This is a genomic window from Mesorhizobium sp. RIZ17, assembly GCF_051127865.1.
Classification (GTDB): Bacteria; Pseudomonadota; Alphaproteobacteria; order Rhizobiales; family Rhizobiaceae; genus Mesorhizobium; species Mesorhizobium humile.
The window spans coordinates 2,186,025-2,208,860 of sequence record NZ_CP147861.1 but is presented as its reverse complement, the minus strand read 5'-3'; the positions used below and the strand labels follow the sequence as shown (position 1 = coordinate 2,208,860).

The 22,836-nt window shown below is 65.4% G+C and carries 17 protein-coding genes; 10 read left to right on the top strand and 7 right to left on the bottom strand.

The annotated features are described in order from the left end of the window. Window positions 1–2 precede the first annotated feature (2 nt). The 4 genes from WDX12_RS10890 to WDX12_RS10875 all read left to right on the top strand — a co-directional run bounded on the left by WDX12_RS10890 (window position 3) and on the right by WDX12_RS10875 (window position 7,411). Window positions 3–3,884, top strand: coding sequence for a hypothetical protein (locus WDX12_RS10890; protein ID WP_434724867.1), 3,882 nt, complete (start codon window positions 3–5; stop codon window positions 3,882–3,884). Between the two features lie 126 nt (window positions 3,885–4,010). Further along, window positions 4,011–4,688, top strand: a complete 678-nt coding sequence (rpe, locus tag WDX12_RS10885) for a ribulose-phosphate 3-epimerase (protein ID WP_434724866.1) — start codon at window positions 4,011–4,013, stop codon at window positions 4,686–4,688. A gap of 261 nt (window positions 4,689–4,949) precedes the next feature. Beyond that, on the top strand, window positions 4,950–5,687 hold the full coding sequence (locus tag WDX12_RS10880; RefSeq protein WP_434724865.1) for a GntR family transcriptional regulator: 738 nt from the start codon (window positions 4,950–4,952) through the stop codon (window positions 5,685–5,687). Between the two features lie 203 nt (window positions 5,688–5,890). After that, window positions 5,891–7,411, top strand: coding sequence for a malonate--CoA ligase (locus tag WDX12_RS10875; protein WP_434724864.1), 1,521 nt, complete (start codon window positions 5,891–5,893; stop codon window positions 7,409–7,411). Between the two features lie 283 nt (window positions 7,412–7,694). Here WDX12_RS10875 and nagA read toward each other — a convergent pair whose 3' ends face one another. Genes nagA through WDX12_RS10855 form a run of 4 tightly spaced genes read right to left on the bottom strand, consistent with a single transcriptional unit; the run spans window position 7,695 to window position 11,537 of the window. Further along, window positions 7,695–8,855: an N-acetylglucosamine-6-phosphate deacetylase gene (nagA, locus tag WDX12_RS10870; RefSeq protein ID WP_434724863.1), complete on the bottom strand. Its 1,161-nt coding sequence runs from the start codon at window positions 8,853–8,855 to the stop codon at window positions 7,695–7,697. Then, entirely contained in the window at window positions 8,852–9,883 is a 1,032-nt protein-coding gene (locus tag WDX12_RS10865) for an SIS domain-containing protein (protein WP_434724862.1), read from the bottom strand. The genes nagA and WDX12_RS10865 overlap by 4 nt, the downstream gene beginning before the upstream one ends. Beyond that, entirely contained in the window at window positions 9,880–10,659 is a 780-nt protein-coding gene (locus tag WDX12_RS10860; protein WP_040979934.1) for a GntR family transcriptional regulator, read from the bottom strand. Before WDX12_RS10860 ends, WDX12_RS10865 begins: the two co-directional genes overlap by 4 nt. After that, window positions 10,656–11,537, bottom strand: a complete 882-nt coding sequence (locus tag WDX12_RS10855) for a BadF/BadG/BcrA/BcrD ATPase family protein (RefSeq protein ID WP_434724861.1) — start codon at window positions 11,535–11,537, stop codon at window positions 10,656–10,658. The genes WDX12_RS10860 and WDX12_RS10855 overlap by 4 nt, the downstream gene beginning before the upstream one ends. A gap of 200 nt (window positions 11,538–11,737) precedes the next feature. Between WDX12_RS10855 and WDX12_RS10850 the strand changes: the two genes are divergently transcribed. The 6 genes from WDX12_RS10850 to WDX12_RS10825 all read left to right on the top strand — a co-directional run bounded on the left by WDX12_RS10850 (window position 11,738) and on the right by WDX12_RS10825 (window position 18,258). After that, on the top strand, window positions 11,738–12,646 hold the full coding sequence (locus WDX12_RS10850) for an N-acetylmuramic acid 6-phosphate etherase (RefSeq protein ID WP_434724860.1): 909 nt from the start codon (window positions 11,738–11,740) through the stop codon (window positions 12,644–12,646). A gap of 50 nt (window positions 12,647–12,696) precedes the next feature. Next, the gene (locus tag WDX12_RS10845; protein ID WP_434724859.1) at window positions 12,697–13,956 is read left to right on the top strand and encodes an ABC transporter substrate-binding protein; all 1,260 of its coding nucleotides are present in this window, start codon (window positions 12,697–12,699) and stop codon (window positions 13,954–13,956) included. 241 nt (window positions 13,957–14,197) lie between these two features. After that, complete coding sequence (locus tag WDX12_RS10840; protein WP_320294460.1) at window positions 14,198–15,127, top strand: carbohydrate ABC transporter permease; 930 nt, start codon at window positions 14,198–14,200, stop codon at window positions 15,125–15,127. 8 nt (window positions 15,128–15,135) lie between these two features. After that, window positions 15,136–15,975 (top strand): carbohydrate ABC transporter permease, encoded by an 840-nt coding sequence (locus WDX12_RS10835; protein ID WP_434724858.1) that lies wholly within the window; start codon window positions 15,136–15,138, stop codon window positions 15,973–15,975. After that, window positions 15,972–17,033, top strand: a complete 1,062-nt coding sequence (locus WDX12_RS10830) for a Gfo/Idh/MocA family protein (RefSeq protein WP_434724857.1) — start codon at window positions 15,972–15,974, stop codon at window positions 17,031–17,033. Before WDX12_RS10835 ends, WDX12_RS10830 begins: the two co-directional genes overlap by 4 nt. Before the next feature lie 226 nt (window positions 17,034–17,259). After that, on the top strand, window positions 17,260–18,258 hold the full coding sequence (locus WDX12_RS10825; RefSeq protein WP_320294110.1) for an ABC transporter ATP-binding protein: 999 nt from the start codon (window positions 17,260–17,262) through the stop codon (window positions 18,256–18,258). Window positions 18,259–18,463: 205 nt separating this feature from the next. On the opposite strand, the gene WDX12_RS10820 is transcribed toward WDX12_RS10825, so the two are convergent. The 3 genes from WDX12_RS10820 to WDX12_RS10810 form a co-directional block, all read right to left on the bottom strand. Beyond that, window positions 18,464–19,309 (bottom strand): fumarylacetoacetate hydrolase family protein, encoded by an 846-nt coding sequence (locus WDX12_RS10820; RefSeq protein ID WP_434724856.1) that lies wholly within the window; start codon window positions 19,307–19,309, stop codon window positions 18,464–18,466. Between the two features lie 196 nt (window positions 19,310–19,505). Then, window positions 19,506–20,237: an SDR family oxidoreductase gene (locus tag WDX12_RS10815; protein WP_320294108.1), complete on the bottom strand. Its 732-nt coding sequence runs from the start codon at window positions 20,235–20,237 to the stop codon at window positions 19,506–19,508. A gap of 218 nt (window positions 20,238–20,455) precedes the next feature. Continuing rightward, complete coding sequence (locus tag WDX12_RS10810) at window positions 20,456–22,831, bottom strand: aldehyde dehydrogenase family protein (RefSeq protein ID WP_434724855.1); 2,376 nt, start codon at window positions 22,829–22,831, stop codon at window positions 20,456–20,458. Window positions 22,832–22,836: the final 5 nt, after the last annotated feature.

Sequence of the window (22,836 nt, the reverse complement as noted above, 5' to 3'; positions counted from 1 at the left end):
AGATGGACAATCTCGCCCTTTCCCGCCTCGCCTCACGCAAAACCGTCATGGAGACGATCATGAAACCCCTGTCATACGCCAGGCGCGGCGCGCGCTGGCTGATGGCGGCCGGTATCGCGGTCGCCATGATGCCGGCCCTGCCGGCGCTTGCCGACGACACCGCGCCGGCCAAGCTTGTGGAAGTTGCCGGGCCGGAGCCCAGGCTCGACCTGGACAACCCGCGCATCGTCAACCCCGAACCCGGCCGCATCGTGCCCTTCTTCACCAAGACGGGCGGCCAGCGAAGCTGCGACTATGTTTCCTACACGCTGACTTTCGGTCTGCGCGGCAACGAACAGGCTTTCGCCAATCCGGCTTTGGTCAACGCGTTGAAGAACGCCAAGATCGAGTTCAAGGACCAGCTACCGCATGGCCTGAAGATCGTCAGCGTGCATGTGACGGGCGACGGCACGGACGGCTCCGGCGGCGCGCTGCCGGCGGCCACGATCAGCAGCTCGGCCAATCCGGATGACACGGCGACGGTTTCCGACTTCCGGATCTCCGCCTCCGATCTCGACGGCTTGGGCGCGCCGAACGAACGCGTCATCACCTTCCAGATCCTGGCCAAGATCGACCAGGCGGCGTTTCCCGCGCCGGCCAATGTCGACAACCAGGGTCAGATCAAGGTGTCGATGCGAGGTGGCCCGGGGACCATCATCCCGTCGCAGGACCCGAGCAAGCCCGATGACGGCAACATCCTGACCGGCGCCAAGACGACGATCCATATCGACGTCACCAAGTGCAACCCGCCGCCTCCACCCCCCGGCAAGGAATGCTTCAAGGTCGAGCACGGCACGGTCGACTGCGTGCCCGGCGGGGGCGCCTTCATCTACCACATGCCGGTCGGTCCCGAGATCGGCGGCAAATGGGTGCAGGTGTCGACGACGACGCCCGGCATCACCATCGTGCCCGCCATGCAGAAAGTGCCGGTCGGCGGCGGCGTGCTGAACTGGAAGATCATCGGCGCTTCGCCCGGCGAGGCCATCCACCTCATCGTCACCGGCATAGAGGGTTACGCCGGACCGAAAGAAGGCTGGGGGCTCTGCTGCACGCAGGTGATAGACATCGTCATCCCGCGCGACCTGAGGTGCCCGCCGAAGGACAAGGAGCCGGACCTCAAGGTCGAGAAGCATGCCGACGTGCCGCGATGCACGATGGCCGGTGGCTGCGACTTCACCATCACTGTCACCAATGTCGGCGACGCGCCCTATAACGGCAAGATCGTGCTCGACGAGGTGACGCTGCCGGCAGGCTCCGTGCTGACCTCCGGGCCGAATGCGCCCTGGGTCTGCGTGCCCGGCACGACGCCGATGACCTGCACCTATCCGGTGACGACGCTCAACCCCGGCGCCTCCGTCAACCTCAAGCTCGGCTTCAAGCCGGCAGGCGGATGGCAGGGCAGCGTGCTGCGCAACTGCGCCGCCTATGACTACGACGCCAGCGGCAAGCCGCTGTTCGGCAGCCAGCTCAACGACCGCGGCTGCGCCTCGATCCCGATCTGCCGCCGTGGCGACCGCGATCCGCAGTGCAACCCGGTCGAAAAGAAGGTGGACCTGATCCTGAAGAAGCGCGCCCGCATCCCGGTCTGCACGGCCGACGGCGTCTGCTACTTTGTGATCGACATCATCAACAACGGCACCAACACCTATAACGGGCCGCTGACGGTGATCGACAACTACCCCGGCGGCGCACCCACCTCGTCGACCTTCGGGCCGAGCCCGCCATGGACCTGCGGACCGAATGGGCCTGGACAGTTCCGTTGCGACAATGCGGGCATCTCGCTGCCTCCGGGCGCCTCGACGCCGATCGTCGTCAAGGCGGTGATGCCGGCAAACTACCGGCCGGATACGGTGGAGAACTGCGCCGAGGTGAAGGCCATTCCCGGCGAGGTCGACCTCGCCAACAACAAGGCCTGCGCCACCGAGCGCATCCGCCATCCGAATGGCGGCCGGCCCGGCCTGCGCATCACCAAGGAATGCGGCGGCGATCGACTCATTGCCGCCGGGCGGGTCTCTTGCCGCATCACCGTCACCAATGCCGGCACCGCGGCCCCCACCGGACCGGTGCGGGTCAATGACGCCGCGACGCTGGTGTCGGGGGGTGCTCCGGTGCAAATCCAGACCGTGGCCCCCGACGGCGCGGAGTGGAGCTGCGGACCAGTGCCTGCCAACACGCTGTCGTGCCAGATTCCAGGCGCCGTGATGACGCCCGGAACCTCCAGGCACTTCGACGTGACGGTAAGCGGCAACGGCGCGTTCGAGAACTGCGCGCGCGGCTCCTACGGGCCGGCGCCGGGCGACGACATCGTCTACCCGATCGGCCAGGCTTGCGCGAAGGGCGGCGGCGCCTCGACCATCCGCGTCGAGAAGACCGGCGATGCCGAGTGCCAGCCCGGCCAGCCATGCTCGTTCGAGATCACCATCACAAATGACGGGCCGAATCCCTTCTCCGGTCCGGTCCGCATCGGCGATGCGATCGGCGTGGAGGGCCTCGGCCGGCTGGAAGGCGTTGAGATCAGCTCGATCGATCCGCCGTTCGGCTGCTCGCTGGAACCGACGACGCTGCCGGCGTCCTGCATCGCCAACCTGACGCTGGGGGCCGGCGAGAGCCACACCCACCACGTCACCGTGATCCTTCCCGATGACGGGCGCCTCGCCAATCTGCAGGGAACGGTCAACGGGCAGAACTGCGTCGGCGTGCTGCCCCCGAACACACCGGTGCAGGGCGGCGAGGTGCTGTCGCGCGACCTGACCACCAACCAGGGCGATCGCGGCAAGGCCTATGCGTGCCACCCCTTCACCATCAGGCACGAGGTGAAGAACCAGTGCTCGTTTGGGCTGGTGCTGAACTCGGCCGGCCGCTGCGTCTGCCCGGAAGGTACTATCTTCCGCAACGGCCAATGTTCGGGTGTTGGGGGCACGGGTGGCGGCACCAAGCTCCTGCCTCTCCCGCCACCACCGCGCTGCGTCCTGCTGCAGGGCCAGATCCGGACCGAGGACGGACGCTGCGTCTGCCCGCGCGGCACGGAGCTGGAAAACGGCAAATGCGTGCGGGGCGAACAGCCGCAGGAGCCGCAGTGCACGCTGCGTCCCGGCCAGTACCGCGACCAGGACGGCAACTGCGTGTGCCGCCGTGGCGAGCTGGTGGACGGCATCTGCCAGGTCGTTCCGCCGAAATGCACGGTGCGCGGCGCGGTGCCGACTTCGGACGGCAATGGTTGCACTTGCCCCGACGGCACGCATCTCGACCGGGTAGCCAAGGCCTGCGTGCCCGACAGGCAGCCGCCCGCCCAGTGCCGCATCCGCGGTCAGTTCCGCAATGCCGATGGCGATTGCGTCTGCCCGAACCGCATGGAAGTCCGTGACGGCGCCTGCCGGCCGGTCGTGTCGAGGCAATGCCCGATACGCGGCCAGGTGCGCGATGCCAACGGCAACTGCGCCTGCCCCGACGGCCTGGAGGTGCAGGGCAAAGCCTGCAGGCCGCCAAGGCCGAAGCAGGAGCAGTGCACCATTCGCGGTCAGGTCCACAACAAGCGGGGCGACTGCGTCTGCCCGCGCGGGACCGAAATCCGCGACGGCGCCTGCCGCAAGCCGCAGCAGGAATGCGCGCCGGGCTCGCGCGTTGTCGACGGCCAGTGCCAGCCGATACTGACCAGGCGGCGCTGCCCGGTCGGGACGACCGGACTATTCCCGGACTGCACGCCGATCCGCAGGCGGCCGGGCGTCGAGATCAACCCCGGCATCCTGCTCAACCCGAACGTGCTGCAGCAACTGGTGCCGCAGCGCCAGCCGCGGCGCGTGCTGCAGGATCCGGCGGGCGCCAACATCCAGAACTTCAAGCCGTAATCTTGCGGCTGAAGACCCAGACCCGCCGGAGCGATCCGGCGGGTTTTTCTTGCCCGCTGCTTTCCCTTTCCGGCATCCTCCTCTAGGAAGTCTTCAAATTGCGTCTGGAGGAAGGGTGAGACCGTCATGAGCAACAAAACCCTGATCGCGCCGTCAGTGCTGGCGTCGGACTTCTCCAAGCTCGGCGACGAGGTCGAGGCTGTCGCGGCGGCCGGCGCCGACTGGATCCATCTGGACGTGATGGATGGCCATTTCGTGCCCAACATCACCTTCGGCCCGCCGGTGATCAAGGCGATCCGCAACCGCACCAAGGCGTTCTTCGACTGCCATCTGATGATTGCGCCGGCCGATCCTTACCTGGCGGCCTTTGCAGAAGCCGGCTGCGACGGCATGACCGTGCACGCCGAGGCCGGGCCGCATCTCGACCGCTCGCTGCAGACCATCAAGAGCCTTGGCAAGAAGGCCGGCGTCTCGCTCAACCCGGCGACGCCGGAAACGACGATCGAATATGTGCTCGACCGGCTGGACCTCATCCTGATCATGACCGTCAATCCGGGCTTCGGCGGGCAGGCCTTCATCCCGGCGATCGTCGACAAGGTGAAACGGGTCAAGGCGCTGATCGGCAGCCGGCCGATCCATATCGAGATCGACGGCGGCGTTTCGGCCGAAACGGCGCCGCTGGTGACCGCGGCCGGCGCCAATGTGCTGGTGGCGGGCGCCGCCGTCTTCAAGGGCGGCAACGTCGAAGCCTATAGGGCAAATATCGAAGCAATTCGAACGGCCGCCGACAGAGCCGCCGGTTAAACGTATAATCGTCCGACCTCTAGCGGAAGTTGCACAATCGCGGGTCGATTGAACGACTGTTCAATATACGAAGCGGCGCAGGAATATCGGCTTTTCACCGAGAATCTACTTCATCCGATAAATAGACGGTCCGCCTCGTCTTAAAGTCGAATATCGTCATCTTCCGCTTTGAGGCGTCGTTGCCCGGCTGTATGATATATGTAGGGGAATTGCTTCGCCGCGGAGCCCTGGCAAACCAGGGGCAAAGCAACAGGAGCTCGATTGACAAACGGAAGTACCGAGCCGGGTGAGAGCAAGGGCGGCAAAAGCACGCTTGCCAGTTCGGTCTACCAGCAACTCCGCGACGACTTGCTGCGCGGGGCCTTGGAGTCCGAGACGAAACTGCGTGTCGAGTGGGTCGTTTCCCGCTATGGCGCCGGCGCCTCGCCGGTGCGAGAGGCGTTAAACCGCCTGGCCGCCGAGGGCCTGCTCGGCCGCCACGACCAACGCGGCTTCTTCCTGATGCCGGTCAGCGCCGTGGAGTTGGAGGAGTTGACGCGCACGCGCTGCTGGCTGGAGGAGCGGGCGCTGCGCGAATCCATTGCCCACCGCACCGCCGAATGGGAAGAGCAGCTGGTGCTTGCCCTGCACCGCCTTGCGCGCGCCGAGCGCCGCCTGCCGGACGACCCGGCAACCAACAATCCGGAATGGGAGAAGCTGCACCGCGCCTTTCATCGTGCGCTGATCGCGGCGTGCCGGTCGCACTGGCTGATCGGCTTTTGCGATCAGCTTTCCGATCAGGCCTCGCGCTACCGCCTGATCTCGCAAACCGCGCCGGGGATGGGACGCGACGATCTCAGCGAGCACCGCATCATTGCCGAACGCACGCTGGATGGGGACGCCAACGGCGCGGTCGAGGCGCTTCTCAATCATTACCGCCTCACCGCGGCGATGTGCATGGAACGCTTCGCACAGGGCTATGACCCGAGGGCCGGCATCAGCAAGCCGCGCCGTAGATAGCGACTGAAAACTGCCGCGCAGTTTTTGCTCCGGCCGCCAAATCTGGTATTCGCTCAGGCAGCGCAACGCATGCGCCATTCGGCATGCGCTTAGAGCGGTTCACCGTTTCACGAAAACGGCGAACCGCTCTATCTCCTTGTCTTGAGGCAATTCCGGACGGAAAACCGCATACACTTTTCCTGGAATTGCTCTAGAGGACATTCATGACCAACCATCTGTTCGATGCTTTCCGTTCCCGCATGCCGGCGCCCGGCCGGCCGCTGATGGAGGCGGATGACGGCCGTTCGATCACCTATGGCGACATGCTGGCGAAGTCGGCGCAACTGGCGCATGCGCTGGCGCAGGCCGGCGTCGAGCCCGGCGACCGTGTCGCCGTCCAGGTCGAGAAGAGCCCGGAGGCGGCTCTGCTCTATCTCGCTTCGTTACGCGCCGGCGCGGTCTTCCTGCCGCTCAACACCGCCTACACGCTGCCGGAGCTCGAATATTTCTTCCGCGACGCCGAGCCGAGGCTGATCGTGTGCGATCCGGACCATCTTTCGGGCGTCGAGCCGCTTGCCGCGGCAATCGGCGCGACGGTGCTCACGCTCGGCCGCGACGGGCAGGGAACGCTGGCCAGCCAAGCTTCGCGGCAGGCGACGGACTTCAGCGATGTCGCGCGCGGGCCGGACGATCTTGCCGCCATCCTCTACACCTCCGGCACGACCGGCCGTTCGAAGGGCGCGATGCTCAGCCACGAGAACCTTGCTTCCAATGCCCGCGTGCTGGTCGAGCAGTGGCGCTTCGGCGTCGACGACGTGCTGATCCATGCGCTGCCGATCTTCCACACGCACGGCCTGTTCGTCGCCACCAACGTCATCCTGATGGCCGGCGCGACAATGTTCTTCGAGCGGAAATTCGACCCCGCGCGCGTCCTCTCGCTGATGCCGCGTGCGACCGCGCTGATGGGCGTGCCGACCTTCTATGTGCGGCTGTTGCAGCAGGACGGCCTGACGCGCGAGGCGGCCAGCGCCATGCGGGTCTTCATCTCCGGCTCGGCGCCGCTGCTGGCCGAGACGCACAAGGCCTGGCGCGACCGGACCGGCCACGCCATCCTTGAGCGCTACGGCATGACCGAGACCAACATGAACACGTCCAACCCCTATGACGGCGAGCGGCGCGCCGGCACGGTCGGATTCCCCTTGCCCGGCGTCTCGCTGCGCGTCACCGAGCCCGAGACGGCCAAGCCGCTGGCCCAGGGCGAGATCGGCATGATCGAGGTCAAGGGCCCGAACGTCTTTGCCGGCTATTGGCACATGCCCGAGAAGACCAGGGCCGAATTTCGAGACGACGGCTTCTTCATCACCGGCGATCTCGGCCTCGTCGACGCCGACGGCTACGTCCACATCGTCGGGCGCGGCAAGGACCTGATCATCTCGGGCGGCTACAACGTCTATCCGAAGGAGATCGAGAGCGAGATCGACGCGCTCGACGGCGTCAGCGAAAGCGCGGTGATCGGCGTCGCCCACCCAGATTTCGGCGAAGGCGTCACCGCGGTCGTGGTGCGCAAGCCGGACTCGGCGATCGATGCTGCCGACATTGCGAACGCCATCGCCGGCCGGTTGGCGAAATACAAGCATCCGAAGCAAGTGATCTTCGTCGACGAACTGCCGCGCAACACGATGGGCAAGGTGCAGAAGAATGTGCTGCGCGATGCATATAAGGATATCTATTCTAAAGCCGGCTAATGGATAACCGGTTGGCCGAATCTGGACTGGCTTGCCGGGAGAGCATCGCGGACGTGGGAGATTAGCTAAGACGCCTGACATCGTCATTCTAGGGCGGAGCAAGGAGCGCAGCGACGCGCGCAGACCCTAGAATCCATGCCGTGACCTGCGAGCGTCACAGCGGTGCGAACAATGGCACCGGAACGACGGCGTCGACAGTCTTCTTCTGCCGGCGTCACGGCATGGATCCTCGGGTCTTCGCTCCGCTTCGCGTCGCTACGCCCAAGGATGACGACCGAAAGGCCTAAGCCCCAAACACCTTGTTGCCGCCGATCCAGACGTTCCTGACATCCAGATCGTCGGAAAGACCAACAATATCAGCGGCTGTGCCGTTGTGGAAACGGCCAAGCCGGTGCGCCTGGCCGATTGCCTCGGCCGGATAGAGCGAGGCCATGCGCAGGGCCTCGTCGAGATCGAGGCCGACGACGCGGTGGACGAAGCGGATGGCGGAGATCATGTCGAGATCGGCGCCGGCCAGCGTGCCGTCGGCAAGCCTGAGGCTGCCATCCTTACGGTAGATGGTGCGGCCGTTGAGCGTGAACGACGTCATGTCGGTGCCGATCGTCGCCATGGCGTCGGTGACCAGCACGATCTTGCCCGGCCCCTGCTTGCCGCGCAGCGCAAGGATCATCGTTGCCGGATGGACATGGATGCCGTCGGCGATGATGCCGGCATACAAGCCGCCGGTGTCGATCGCAGCACCCGCCAGGCCCGGCTCGCGGTTGCCGATCTGGCTCATGGCGTTGAACAGATGCGTCACCACCGTGGCGCCCGCCTCGGCAAAGGCGCTGGCTGTCGCGTAATCGGTATCGCTGTGGCCGAGGCTGACGACGACACCGGCCTTGGCCAGCGCCGCGACGCGAGACGGTTCGACCGATTCCGGCGCGACCGTGGTCAGCAGCACGGGAAGCTCTTTGCGCGCGGCCATGAGCGCGGCCTGATCGGCATCGGTCATCGGCCGGATCAGCGCCGGATCATGCGCGCCCTTGCGGGCTATGGAAAGATGCGGCCCTTCCAGATGCAGGCCAAGGAAGCCCGGCGCCTTCTGCCTGGTGGCCTCGGCGCCGGCGGCGATGGCGGCGGCGGTGATCGCCGGCGTGTCGGTGATCAGCGTCACCAGCAGTGCCGTAGTGCCGAAAGGCGCATGCGCCCGGCAGATGGTCTCGATCGAGGCGACGTCGGGATGGTCGTTGAGCATGACGCCGCCGCCGCCATTGACCTGGATGTCGACGAAGCCGGGCACCAGCAGGCCGCCACCGGTCTCGACCGCCGGAACGCCGGACGGAATCGCGCCTTCGGGCAGGATGGCCTCGACCGCGTCGCCCTTGACGACAAGGGCGGCGTTGTCATGCCAGTCGGCGCCGTCGAAGATGCGGGCGCCGGTGAGTGCGAAACGGTCGCTCATACGGTTTCCGTCACCTTGCGCAGGTTGCGCGGCGTGTCGGGGTCGAGGCCGCGATGGCGTGCGAAGGCCTCGACGAAGCCGTAGAAGGACACGATCAGCGGCAGCGGATCGGTCAGCGGGTGGCCGGTGGCGACATACGGCAGAAGCCTCGCGGCCTTCGCCTTGTCGGAGGTGATGAAGGCGGCGGCGCCCTTGGCCGTCAGGCCGTCAGCCGCCTCGGCGACCGAGAGTTCGGACGCATCGCGCGCGGCAAGCGCCAGAACCGGGAAGCTCGGTCCGACCAGCGCCAGCGGCCCGTGCATGACCTCGGCGGCGCTGTAGGCTTCGGCGTGCATGGCGCAGGTTTCCTTGAACTTCAGCGCCGCCTCGCTGGCGATCGCGAAGGACGGGCCGCGGCCGAGGATGAACAGCGACTGCGGATTTTCCAGCGCGCCGGCGAGCGCCATCCAGTCGCAGGCGATCGCCTTCTCGAAATGGCCGGGCAGGCCGGCGAGCGCCTGAAGCAACGGCTTGTCGTCGGTGGCGTGCGCCATCAGCGCAAGGCCGGCGACGGCCGAATTGACGAAGGTCTTGGTGGCCGCGACGGAGCGTTCCGGCCCTGCCAGAATGTCGATGGCATAGTCGGAAGCGCGCGCCAGCGGCGAGTCGGCCGTGTTGGTGATGGCGACGGTCAGCGCTCCTCCTGCCCTTGCCGTTTCGGCCATGGCGACGATGTCGGGGCTCTTGCCCGACTGCGAGACCGCCAGGCAGGCGGAGCCGCGCAGCCTGAGCTTCGCGCCATAAATGGACGCGATCGAAGGGCCAACCGAAGCGACCGCAAGGCCGGCGGTCAGTTCGACGGCATATTTCATGAAGGTCGCGGCGTGGTCGGACGAGCCGCGCGCCACTGTGACGACGAAATGCGGGTCGCGTTCGCGCAGGCCGCGACCCGCCTCGGCCAGCGCCACGGCCGAACCGTCGAGAAGGCGGGCGGCGGCTTCGGGGATCTCATCGATTTCGCGCCGCATATGGGTGATGTTTGCCATCATGGCCGGATCTCCTCTCCCGGCCCGGTCAGCCGGAGTTCCGCGACGAAATCATAGGCGTCGCCCCTGTAGACCGAGCGGGTGAACTCTATCACCTTGCCGCTCGCCAGATAGGAAATGCGCTCGATCTGCAGGCCGGCAACCCCCGGCGGCACTTCCAGCAGGCGCGCATCGGCGTCGCCAAGATTGGTGGCCGAGATACGTTGCACGGCGCGGACCGGCCGATTGCCAGTCGTGCCCAGCGCCGCATAGAGCGAGGAGCCTATCGCCTCGGGATCGGGCAGCACGCTGGCCGAGAGCGCCGCGCGCTCGATCGCCAGCGGCGTGTCGTTGGCGATGCGCAGGCGCGCGACACGCGCGACCAGCTCGGTCGAGGACAGGCCAAGCACCATCATCTCGTCCGGCGACGGCGCATAGAGGCCGCGGTCGAGCCAGACGGAGCGCACGTTCATGCCGCGGCGCGCCATATCCTCGGTAAAGGAGGTGAGCCGCGACAGCGACTGCTCGACGCGCTCCATGCGCGGCGCGACGAAGGTGCCCGAGCCATGGCGCTGGACGAGGATGCCGCCCTTGACCAGGTCCTGCACAGCCTTGCGCACGGTGACGCGCGAGATATCGGCCTTGCTGGCGATGTCGCGCTCGGACGGCAACGCATCGCCGGGGCCGATGAGGCCGCGATTGACCGCTTCCTCGATGCTTCTCCTCAGCTGCAAATAGAGCGGCGCGCCGCTCTGCGAAGATTCCCGCAGCATGGCGAAGATCTGGTCGGCAGCGCTCATCGGCCGGCCTCCGAACCCCTGGCGAAGATGCGCAGGGCCATCTGCACGGCGCCGCCGAGCGCATCGTCGAGCGGGGCTTTAAGCAGCGCCTGATAGCGCGCCGACAGGCGCGGCGCGTAGAGCGGCGCCAGACCGCCGAGCAGACAGAGCGGAGCATCGTCGGCAAGATCGAGCGCGCCGAGCGAAGCCTCGACATCGGCCACCGCCTTGGCGAGGATCCAATTGGCGATGAGATCGCCCTTTTCGGCATGCTCGAAGACCTTTGGCGCGAAGCCGCCGAAATCGCCCGGCTTGGCGTTGGTGGTGAATTCGACGACGTCTTCGGGATTGTTGCGGAAGACTGCGAGCATGGCGTCCGTCAACGGCGAGCCCGGACGGATGCCGTCATAGGCAAGCAGCGTCTGCTCGAGCAGGTCGCGGCCGATACGGGCGCCGCTGCCCTGGTCGCCGACCTGGAAACCCCAGCCGCCGATGGCGCGCGACTTGCCATTCTTGCGCGCCATATAGGCGGTGCCGGTACCCAAAATGGCCATGGCGCCATCGCCTGCACCGACCGCGCCCTCGAGCGCGATCTCGGCGTCGGTTTCGACGCGGCTTTTGCTGAACGGCAGGATCGCTTCGAGCTGCTGCCGGTAGGTGCCGACATTGGCGCCGGCCAGACCAAGGATGGCAGGCGTGCGCGGGATCAGCTCCGGATCATGGCCGGCGGCGAGGAAAGCCTGCCTGGCCGCCTCGACGATGTTGGCGCGGGCGCCGGTGAGGTCGGTGCGGATGTTGGCGGCGCCGCTCTTGGCGCGGCCGACGACGGTGCCGTCGACGGTCGCAAGGGCCGCCCTGCAGCTGGTGCCGCCGCCATCGATACCAAGCACAAATTTCACGCGATTTTCTCCTCGGCCGAGATAATACCAATAAAATACCAATAGCCAAGAGTTAATTTCGGTTCAAAAAAGATTATGCCGTATTTTATTGAAAACCCACGGTAATTTGCCGGCAAGCGAGTTCCCCCGCCTGAAGTTCGTTAATGCGTATGGACAAGTGGTATTTTTTTGGTATTGTTCGCTCAGTTGGAGGAAAACGGATGGCCGAGACGCGCACGGAAGCGCTCCACCAGAATGCCGAGGGGCTGGATGTCCAGACCCCGGAAGCCATCCTTGCGTTCCTCGCCAATGCCCAGATCGAGGCCAGCAAGGCCGTGCACGGCGCCATTCCGGCGATCGCCGTCGCCGCCGAACTCATCGCCAAGCAATTGAAGAGCGGCGGCAAGCTGGCCTATGCGGCGGCAGGCAGCTCCGGCCTGATGGCGGTGGCCGACGCGCTGGAACTGCCCGGCACCTTCGGCATCGCACGTGACCGCATCGCCATCCTGATCGCCGGCGGCGACGACGCCTTCCGCACGCTGGCCGGCGGACCGGAAGACGACACCGAAGAGGCTTCGGAGGCCGTTGCCGCGGCCGATATCGGCAAGGGCGACTGCCTGATCGCCATTTCCGCCAGCGGCTCGACCCCTTATGCGGTCCAGGCGCTGCAGGACGCGCGGCGCCGGGGCGCCGCCACCATCGCCATCGCCAACAACCGGGGTGCGGCGCTGTTCAGCCGAGCCGATGTCGCCATCCTGCTCGAAACGCCGCCGGAGCTGATCGCCGGCTCGACGCGCATGGGCGCGGGCACGGCGCAGAAGATCGCGCTCAACATGCTTTCGACGCTCACCGCCATCCATCTCGGCCATGTCCATGACGGCTACATGGTCAACCTGACCGCAGACAACATCAAGCTGCGCGACCGCGCCGTGCGCATGGTCGCCGCCATCAGCGGCAAGAGCCGCGACGACGCCGCCCGCCTGCTCGAGGAAAGCGGCGGAGTCGTCAAGACAGCCATTCTGCTCGCCGCCGGCGCTGCCAACGCCGACGCGGCCGAGAAGATACTGGAAGGAACCGGCCAGAAGCTCAGGCCGGCGCTTTCCGCGATCGAGGGGAGCAAGGGGCGCTGAGCCTCTGTCCTCAAAACGGAACCTGAAAAAGGTCAACAGGGAGACTGAAGATGAAGACCAAACTACTGACGGCCCTTCTGCTCGGCACAAGCATCCTCGGCACGACCGGGATGGCGCTGGCCGAGGACGTGACGCTCAACATCGAAAGCTGGCGCGGCGACGACCTGACCATCTGGAAGGACAAGCTGATCCCGGCTTTCGAAGCCAAGAACCCCGGCATCAAGGTGGTGTTCGCGCCTTCGGCTCCGACCGAGTATGACGCGGCGCTGGGCGCCAAGCTCGCCGCCGGCTCGGCGGGCGACCTGATCACCTGCCGCCCCTTCGACAAGTCGCTCGAGCTGTTCAAGAAGGGCAACCTCGCCGACCTGAGCTCGCTGCCGGGCATGGAGAACTTCTCGCCCGTCGCCAAGTCCGCCTGGCAGACCGATGACGGCAAGTCGAGCTTCTGCGTGCCGATGGCCTCGGTCATCCACGGCTTCATCTACAACAAGGATGCCTTCGACAAGCTCGGCCTCAAGGTGCCGACGACCCGGGACGAGTTCTTCGCCGTGCTCGACAAGATCAAGGCCGACGGCACCTACATTCCGATGGCCATGGGCACCAAGGATCTCTGGGAAGCCGCGACCATGGGCTACCAGAACATCGGCCCGAACTACTGGAAGGGCGAGGAAGGCCGCGCTGCCCTGATCAAGGGCGAGCAGAAGCTCACCGATCCTCAATGGGTCGAACCCTTCAAGGAACTGGCGAAGTGGAAACCCTATCTCGGCGACGGCTTCGAGGCGCAGACCTATCCGGACAGCCAGAACCTGTTCACGCTCGGCCGCGCCGCCATCTACCCGGCCGGCTCGTGGGAGATCGGCCTGTTCAACACCCAGGCGCAGTTCAAGATGGGCGCCTTCCCGCCGCCGGTCGAGAAGGCCGGCGACACCTGCTACATCTCCGACCATACCGACATCGGCATGGGCCTGAATGCGGCGTCGAAGCACGCGGATGCGGCCAAGAAATTCCTGTCCTGGGTGGCCTCGCCGGACTTCGCCACCATCTACGCCAACGCGCTGCCGGGCTTCTTCAGCCTGAACTCCGCGCCGGTGAAGATGGAAGACCCGCTGGCTCAGGAATTCGTCTCCTGGCGCGGCAAGTGCAAGTCGACGATCCGTTCGACCTACCAGATCCTGTCGCGCGGCACGCCGAACCTCGAGAACGAGACCTGGGTTGAATCGGCCAATGTGATCAACGGCACCGATACGCCGGAAGCCGCGGCCAAGAAGCTGCAGACCGGCCTCGACAGCTGGTACAAGCCGGCGAAGTAAGAGCTCAGGCAACGGACCGGCCGGGCGCATGCCCGGCCGGCATTCAAACAGTTCCAGATAGCGATTGTCGGCGCAGCCTCCCGGTCTTACCCTCACCTTGCGGGGAAGACGGAGCCGATCTGTCGCTGGCCTTGTCTTACCCCCACAGGGGACAAGCGGGCCGTGCATCGAGGCATCAGCTAGCATCGACTGAACTGGAACCCAGAGACGGCGGGGAACCGAACTCATGGCTACCGAAACTATGGCTGCAGAAACGCGAGCGAAAAGACCGATCCGCTGGCATGTCGGCGTCTTCCTGGCGCCGGCGGTGCTGGTCTACACCGCATTCATGATCCTGCCGCTGGTCGGCACGCTCCAGCTGTCCTTGTTCCGCAACATCGAGCAGTCCCAGGTCTTTGTGGGCTTTAGCAATTTCCGCACGCTGTTCGGAGATCCGAACTGGTCGGTGAATTTCTGGAATGCGCTCAGGAACAATGTCTGGTTCTTCATCATCCACATGCTGGTGCAGAACCCGATCGGCATCCTGCTGGCGGCGCTGCTTTCCAGCCCCAGGCTGCGCTTCACCGCGTTCTACCGCACGGCGATCTTCGTGCCGACGATCCTCTCCTTCGTCATCGTCGGCTTCGCATGGAAGCTGATCCTGTCGCCGATCTGGGGCGTGGCGCCGCATCTGATGGATTTCGTCGGACTGAAGAGCTTCTTCACGCCGTGGCTCGGCAAGGAGCAATATGCGCTCACCGCGCTCAGCCTGGTCTCGGTGTGGCAGTTCGTCGGCATCCCGATGATGCTGATCTATGCAGCACTTCTGTCGATCCCTGACGAGGTGATCGAGGCCGCCGAATGCGACGGCGTCACCGGCATGGCGCAGTTCTGGAAGATCAAGCTGCCGCTGATCCTGCCCTCGATCGGCATCATCTCGATCCTGACCTTTGTCGGCAATTTCAACGCCTTCGACCTGATCTACACCGCGCAGGGCGCGCTGGCCGGGCCGAACTATTCGACCGATATCCTCGGCACCTTCCTCTACCGCGCCTTCTTCGGCTTCCAGTTGCAGGTCGGCGATCCCAACATGGGCGCCGCGATCGCCACGATCATGTTTCTGATCATCCTCGCCGGCGTCTGCGTCTACCTGTTCCTCGTGCAGACGCGCCTGCGTCGCTACCAGTTCTGAGGCACGCCATGAGCACAGCTACCCATTCGCTCCCCCGCTCCATCGGCGCGCATGCGATCCTTCTGACCTACACGGCGATCGCGCTGTTTCCGGTGATCCTGGTGGTGATGAACTCCTTCAAGTCCCGCGCGGGCATCTTCGGCGCGCCGCTGACGCCGCCGACGACGAAAACCTTCGACCTGATCGGCTACACCACGGTGATCGGCCAGGGCGATTTCTTCCACTATTTCCAGAACAGCCTCGTCGTCACCGTCGCCTCGCTGTTCTTCGTGCTGTTGTTCGGCGCGATGGCCGCCTTCGCGCTGTCGGAATACCGCTTCCGCGGCAACACGCTGATGGGGCTTTACCTTGCGCTCGGCATCATGATCCCGATCAGGCTCGGCACCGTCGCCATCCTGCAATTGATGGTGGCGAGCGGGCTGGTCAACACGCTGACGGCGCTGATCCTGGTCTACACCGCGCAGGGGCTGCCGCTGGCGATCTTCATCCTGTCGGAATTCATGAAGCAGGTGTCCAACGACCTGAAGAACGCCGGGCGCATCGACGGGTTGTCGGAATACACGATCTTCTTCAGGCTGGTGCTGCCGCTGGTGCGGCCGGCGATGGCGACGGTTGCCGTCTTCACCATGATCCCTATCTGGAACGACCTGTGGTTCCCACTGATCCTGGCGCCGTCGGAAGAGACCAAGACCGTGACGCTCGGCGCCCAGCTCTTCCTTGGCCAGTTCGTCACCAACTGGAACGCGATCCTGGCGGCGCTGTCGCTGGCGATCCTGCCGGTGCTGATCCTCTATGTCATCTTCTCGCGGCAGCTGATCCGCGGTATCACGTCGGGAGCTGTGAAGTGAGTACAGAGAGACCCCTTCGCGTTGTGGTCGCCGGCCTCGGCAACATGGGCCGCAGCCATGCGCTGGCCTATCACACCAATCCAGGCTTCGAGATCGCGGCGCTGATCAACCGCTCCGACGTGCCGCTGCCGGAGGGGCTTGGGCGTTACGGCATCAGGCGCTCCTTCGAGGATGCGCTGCGCGACGAGAAGCCGGACGTCGCCGCGATCGCTACCTATTCCGACAGCCATGCCGACTATGCGGTGCGGGCCTTCGAGGCCGGCTGCCATGTCTTCGTCGAGAAGCCGCTGGCGACGACGGTTGCCGACGCGCAGCGCGTCGTCGATGCGGCCAAGGCCAACGGCAGGAAGCTGGTGATCGGCTATATCCTGCGCCACCACCCGTCCTGGATCCGGCTGATCGCCGAGGCGCGCAAGCTTGGCGGCCCTTACGTCTTCCGCATGAACCTCAACCAGCAGTCCTCCGGCCATACCTGGGGCACGCACAAGCAGCTGATGCAGACCACATCGCCGATCGTCGACTGCGGGGTGCATTACCTCGACGTGATGCTGCAGATCACCGACGCCAGTCCGGTCGAAGTGCGCGGCATGGGCGTACGGCTGAGCAATGAGGTTTCGCCTTCGATGTACAATTACGGGCACCTGCAAGTGCTGTTCGAGGACGGCTCGGTCGGCTGGTATGAAGCCGGCTGGGGGCCGATGATCTCGGAGACGGCCTTCTTCGTGAAGGACGTGATGTCGCCAAAGGGCTGCGTCTCGATCGTGATGAAGGAGGGCGTCAAGTCCGACGACATCGACACCCACACCAAGACCTCGACGATCCGACTACACAGCGCCGAGACGGGCCCTGACGGTAAATTCGCCAGGGAAGACCAATTGCTGTCGATGGAAGGCGAGCCGGGCCACCAGGAGCTCTGCGACCTCGAACAGGCCTTCCTGCTCAAGGCCATCCGCGAGGATATCGACCTCACCCGCCACATGAACGATGCCGTCAAATCGCTCGCCGTCTGCCTTGCCGCGGATGAGAGCGTGCGCAGCGGCAAGGCGGTGCGGTTATGACAAAGGAATTGTCATCAGGGGTTGCGCTCTACGGCGCCCCCCTCTGGCCTGCCGGCCATCTCCCCCTCAAGGGGGGAGATCAGATGTCGCCACGGCCTTCGCAACTTGTCAGCGCCGCAGAGTGGCGCGAGGCCTCGAAGCTGCCAATCTCCCCCCTTGAGGGGGAGATGTCCGGCAGGACAGAGGGGGGTGCCTTGGCGCCTGCTCATCAATTTGGAGGACTGCCGTGGGCTCGCTGAAGATCGAGAATGTGAAAAAGGCTTTCGGGCCGGTCGAGGTGCTGAAGGGCATCGACCTTCAGGTCAATGACGGCGAATTCGTCGTCTTCGTCGGCCCGTCGGGCTGCGGAAAATCGACACTGCTGCGCGTGATCGCCGGCCTGGAGGATTCGACCTCCGGCCGCGTGCTGATCGACGGCGCGGACGTTTCGGTCACGCCGCCGGCGAAGCGCGGCATCGCCATGGTGTTCCAGACCTACGCGCTCTATCCGCATCTGACGGTGAAGAACAACATGGCGCTGGGCCTCAAGCAGGCCGGCACGCCAGCGGCCGAGATCGAGCGGCGCATCAAGATCGCTTCCGCGATGCTGTCGCTCGAACCCTATCTCGAGCGCCGGCCGGCGGAATTGTCGGGCGGCCAGCGCCAGCGCGTCGCCATCGGGCGCGCCGTGGTGCGCGAGCCGAAGCTCTTCCTCTTCGACGAGCCGCTGTCGAACCTCGACGCGGCGCTGCGCGTCAACACCAGGCTTGAGATCGCGCAGCTGCACCGGCGGCTGAAGGCGACGATGATCTATGTCACCCACGACCAGGTCGAGGCGATGACGCTGGCCGACAAGATCGTCGTGCTCAATGCCGGCCGCATCGAGCAGATCGGCAGCCCGATGGAGCTCTACAATTCGCCGGCCAACGAATTCGTCGCCGGCTTCATCGGCTCGCCGAAGATGAATTTCATTGACGGCGCGCAGCTGGGCGAGACGGCGAAGACCATCGGCGTGCGGCCGGAGCACCTGACGGTCGACACGAAGTCCGGCGCCTGGAAAGGCACGGTGGTGCATGCCGAGCATCTCGGCGCCGACACCAACCTCTATCTCGATTGCGAGAAGGCCGGGCTGATCACGGTGCGCATCTTCGGCGTCTACAATGCCGAGCCGGGCGCGACGCTTTATGCAACGCCGGATGCGGCGAAGACGTACCGGTTCGGCGCGGATGGGAAGGTGTTGAAGTAGAGCCGGCTTCCCCTTCTCCCCCTGTGGGAGAAGGTGGCCGCGAAGCGGCCGGATGAGGGGTGTTGGAAGGATCGCGGCGCGGCAGAAATAAGCGCGCGGGATTCCTTCGATCTTGAAGGTCGCACTCCGCTGGAGCACCCCTCATCCGTCTCGGCGCTGCGCGCCGATCCACCTTCTCCCACAAGGGGAGAAGGCCAGGTCTGCGCTACACGTCCGCCTTGAACGTCTGCTTCTGCTGGCCGAGCCCTTCAATGCCGAGCTCTACAACGTCGCCGGCCTTCAGGAACACCGGCGGCTTCATGCCGAGGCCAACGCCGGGCGGGGTGCCGGTGGAGATGATGTCGCCGGGATGCAGCGACATGAACTGGCTGAGGTATGACACCAGATACTTCACGCCGTAGACCATGGTCTTGGTCGAGCCGTTCTGCATGGTCTTGCCGTTGACGGTCAGCCACATCTTCAGGTTCTGCGGATCGGCGACCTCGTCCTTGGTCACCAGCCACGGGCCGGTCGGGCCGAACGTGTCGCAGGACTTGCCCTTGGTCCACTGGCCCTGGCGCTCGGCCTGGAAGGCACGCTCGGACACGTCATGCGCAACGGCGTAGCCGGCAACATAATCCAGCGCGTCGTCTTCCGAGACATACTTCGCGGTCTTGCCGATAACGACGGCGAGCTCGACTTCCCAATCGGTCTTTTCCGAACCGCGCGGGATCAGCACGTCGTCATCCGGCCCGACGATCGCCGAGCTTGCCTTCATGAAGATGATCGGCTCCGGCGGTACGGTGGCGCCGGTCTCGGCGGCGTGGTCGGAATAGTTGAGGCCGATGCAGATGAATTTGCCGGTGCCGGCGACGCAGGCGCCCAGGCGCGGCTTGCCGGAGACCGCCGGCAGCGACTTCGGATCGAGCTTGGAGAGCATCTCCAGCGAGGCCGGATGAAGCGTCGTGCCGGCGATATCGGCGACATGAGCGGAAAGGTCGCGGATCGTCCCATCCGCATCGAGCAGGCCGGGCTTTTCACTGCCGACTTCGCCATAACGCAACAACTTCATCTCAACTTCTCCACCTTGCGGCCAATGGCCGTTTTCACAAATTCCGTCAAAGCCAGCGGACCGTAGTCGCCGACCCTGCCGGCGGCAAGCTTGCCATCTGTTCGGGCCGGCCAACCGGGAGGATTTTCAGACGCTTCGATCCACCCAGACACAGGATCGGCTCCGATCCTCGCCGACAGTCCTTCCGAGCCTTTCGTCAGATCGACCAGCCACCGTCGATGTTATAGGCCTGCCCTGACGTGTAGGTGGCGCCGGCAAGGTAGACCGCCAGATCGGCGATTTCCTCCGGCGTGCCAAGCCTGCCCATGGGCTGGCGGGCGATGAAAGCCGCACGCGCCGCCTCATAGTCGCCTTGCGCATGCATGCGGTCCTGCAGCGACGGGCTTTCGACCGTGCCCGGGCAGATGGCGTTGCAGCGGATGCCCTTGGCGACATAGTCCGCGGCGACCGCCTTGGTGAGGCCGACCACCGCTGCCTTGGTCAGGCCATAGGCGAAGCGGTTCGGCACGCCCTTTTGCGAGCTTGCCAGCGACGCCATGTTGATGATCGAGCCGTCGCCGCGCTCCAGCATGCCGGGCAGCACGGCGCGGATGGTGCGGATCATCGAACGGACGTTGAGGTTGAGAGCGAAGTCGAGATCCTCGTCCTTCATTTCGAGGATGGAGCCCGCATGGACGAAGCCGGCGCAGTTGAACAGCACGTCGACGCGACCGATCTCGGCGAAGGCTGAAGCGACGGCCGCATCGTTCAGCACATCGAGTTTTCGCGTCGCAATGCCGGGGGTCTTGCCAAGTTCGGCCAGGGCCGCCTCGTTGATGTCGGTGGCGTGAACGGTCGCGCCAGCCTTGGCGAAGGCCAGCGCGCTCGCCCGGCCGATGCCTTGCGCCGCCGCGGTGATCACAACCACCTTGCCCGTCAGATCCGCCATGCTTTTCTCCTGCCTGCCTGATGCGTCCGCCTTATCCATGGCCGGCCTCGGCGTCGTGTGCCAGACAGCCGGGCATCATGCGGTCAGATTTTCCGCTTCACAGATAAAGATGTTTTTTCTCGTTAAAGAACACGCGCACAAGCGTCAAGCCCGAACGCCATGACCTTCGCCACTGCAGCCAAAATGGCGCCGGCGCGGCGTGCGTCAGGCAAGAGGCATCAGTCGCCGTAGGGAACCCAGACGTTCTTGACCTCGACGGCGCGGCGCAGGAAGGCCCCGCCGGCGGCCTCCTCCGACGACCAGTCGAGCGTGCGGCCATTGCCGGTCCAGACGCGCTTCAAGTTGCCGATGGAGTCGGCCTCCGCCTTGGCGCAGGTGTCGGCATCGGCAAACACCCAGAGCCCGTCGACATCGTCATGCTTGGCCAGCACGCCGGCGAGCTCGGCGCTGCGGCCGGTGACGATGTTGATGGCACCGGCCGGAATGTCGGAATATTCGATCATCTGGTAGAGGTCGGTGGCCAAAAGCGGGTGCCGTTCCGACGGGACCGCAACCACGGTGTTGCCCATGGCGAGCGCCGGCGCCACCAGCGAGATGAAGCCCAACAGCGGCTGGTTGTCCGGCGCGACGATGCCGACGACGCCGACGGGCTCATGCAGGGCAAGTGTCACGACGCGGGCCGGCGGCTGATGGACGCGGCCCTCGAACTTGTCGGCGAGGCCGGCATAGAGGAACAGCCGCTCGATCGACTGCTCGACCTCCTCGCGCGCGGCCTTGGCGGCAACGCCGGTCAGCAGGCCAAGGCGCGCGGCGAACTCGTCGGCGCGGCCGGACAGGTTTTCGGCGAGATAATAGAGCACCTGGCTGCGGTTGAAGGCCGTCGCGTCCGGCCAGGCCTTGCAGGCGCGCGCGGCGGCGACGGCGTCACGGATATCCTTGCGGTTGCCGAGGCCGACTTCGCCAGCCAGCTTGCCCTTGGCACTGGCGATGGCGAGCGAGTAATTGCCGTCCGGGCGTACCTGCTTGCCGCCGATGAACAGCTTTGCCGTGCGGTCGATGGCCAAGCCGTCGGCCTGTTCGACCGGCTGGGTCGAGCCGGCCGCGGCCGGCTTGATGGCCGGGCCGACCGGCAGTTTTACCGCCAGATATTCGAACATGCCCTCGCGACCGCCCTCACGGCCAAAGCCGCTTTCGCGATAACCGCCGAAGCCGCAGGCGGCGTCGAACATATTGGTGCCGTTGACCCAGACGACACCGGCTTTCAGCTGGGGCGCGACATGCAGCGCAAGGTTGATGTTCTCGCTCCACACCGAGGCGGCAAGGCCATAGCGCGTGTTGTTGGCGAGCTCGATTGCTTCCTCGGTGTTGCGGAAGCTCATCGCCGCCAGCACCGGACCGAAGACCTCTTCCTGCGCCAGAATGTTAGCCGGCGAAACAGATGTCGCCAGCGTCGGCAGATGATAGTAGCCGGAGGATGGCAAGGTGGCGTCCGGCTGCCAGCAGACGGCGCCCTGTTTCGCGCCCTCGGCAATCAGCCCCTTGACGCGGTCGAGCTGGGTGCGGTCGACGAGCGGGCCGATATCGGTGTTCTTGTCGAGCGGGCTGCCGACCCGCAGCCGGCTCATCCTGACCTTGACCTTGGCGATGAGGGCTTCGGCGATACCTTCCTGGACCAGGAGGCGCGAGCCGGCGCAGCAGACCTGGCCCTGGTTGAACCAGATGCCGTCGACCAGACCCTCGACGGCGCTGTCGAGGTCGGCATCCTCGAAGACGATGAAGGCCGACTTGCCGCCGAGCTCCAGCGACAGCTTCTTGCCGGAGCCGGCCGTCGCCTTGCGGATGATCTTGCCGACTTCCGAGGAGCCGGTGAATGCGATCTTCTGGACACCGGGATGATTGACGATGGCAGCGCCCGCCTCAGGGCCGCCCTGGACGATGTTGACGACGCCTTTCGGCACGCCGGCACGCTCGCAGATCTCGGCGAACAGGATGGCGGTGAGCGGCGTGAATTCGGCCGGCTTCAGCACCACGGTGCAGCCGGCGGCCAGGGCCGGCGCGATCTTCCAGGCCAGCATCAGCAGCGGGAAATTCCACGGAATGACCTGGCCGACGACGCCGACCGGCTTGTGGTCGGGAAAATCCTTTTCGAGCGTCTGTGCCCAACCGGCGTGATGGATGAAATGGCGGATCGCCAGCGGCACGTCGATGTCGCGGCTCTCACGGATCGGCTTGCCATTGTCGATCGATTCCAGCACCGCGAACAGGCGCTGATGGCGCTGCATGGCCCGGCCAACGGCGTAGAGCACCTTGGCTCTGGCATAGCCTGAACTGGCGCTCCATTTCGGCAGCGCCTTGGCCGCCGCCGCCACCGCGGCGTCGATATCGGCGGCGCCCGCATCCGAGATCTTGGCGAGCAGCTTGCCGGAGGACGGCTCGCTGGTGTCGAAAGTCTTGCCGCTGGCCGCCGATTTCCAAGCGCCGTCGATGAACAAAGACTTGGAGAAATCGCGCCCGGACAGCCAGGCATCCGCCTCATTGCGGGCTTCCGGCGCAGGGCCGTATTCCATGGCGTGATAACGTTCGAGGATATTCATGGGGC

Coding starts and splice junctions, on each gene's coding strand:
- WDX12_RS10865 (WP_434724862.1), bottom strand. CDS start 9,883: ATGATGGCAAACATCACCCATATGCGGCGCGAAATCGATGAGATCCCC.
- WDX12_RS10860 (WP_040979934.1), bottom strand. CDS start 10,659: ATGAGCGCTGCCGACCAGATCTTCGCCATGCTGCGGGAATCTTCGCAG.
- WDX12_RS10810 (WP_434724855.1), bottom strand. CDS start 22,831: ATGAATATCCTCGAACGTTATCACGCCATGGAATACGGCCCTGCGCCG.
- WDX12_RS10820 (WP_434724856.1), bottom strand. CDS start 19,309: ATGAAGTTGTTGCGTTATGGCGAAGTCGGCAGTGAAAAGCCCGGCCTG.
- WDX12_RS10845 (WP_434724859.1), top strand. CDS start 12,697: ATGAAGACCAAACTACTGACGGCCCTTCTGCTCGGCACAAGCATCCTC.
- WDX12_RS10875 (WP_434724864.1), top strand. CDS start 5,891: ATGACCAACCATCTGTTCGATGCTTTCCGTTCCCGCATGCCGGCGCCC.
- WDX12_RS10815 (WP_320294108.1), bottom strand. CDS start 20,237: ATGGCGGATCTGACGGGCAAGGTGGTTGTGATCACCGCGGCGGCGCAA.
- WDX12_RS10850 (WP_434724860.1), top strand. CDS start 11,738: ATGGCCGAGACGCGCACGGAAGCGCTCCACCAGAATGCCGAGGGGCTG.
- WDX12_RS10835 (WP_434724858.1), top strand. CDS start 15,136: ATGAGCACAGCTACCCATTCGCTCCCCCGCTCCATCGGCGCGCATGCG.
- WDX12_RS10890 (WP_434724867.1), top strand. CDS start 3: ATGGACAATCTCGCCCTTTCCCGCCTCGCCTCACGCAAAACCGTCATG.
- rpe (WP_434724866.1), top strand. CDS start 4,011: ATGAGCAACAAAACCCTGATCGCGCCGTCAGTGCTGGCGTCGGACTTC.
- WDX12_RS10840 (WP_320294460.1), top strand. CDS start 14,198: ATGGCTGCAGAAACGCGAGCGAAAAGACCGATCCGCTGGCATGTCGGC.
- nagA (WP_434724863.1), bottom strand. CDS start 8,855: ATGAGCGACCGTTTCGCACTCACCGGCGCCCGCATCTTCGACGGCGCC.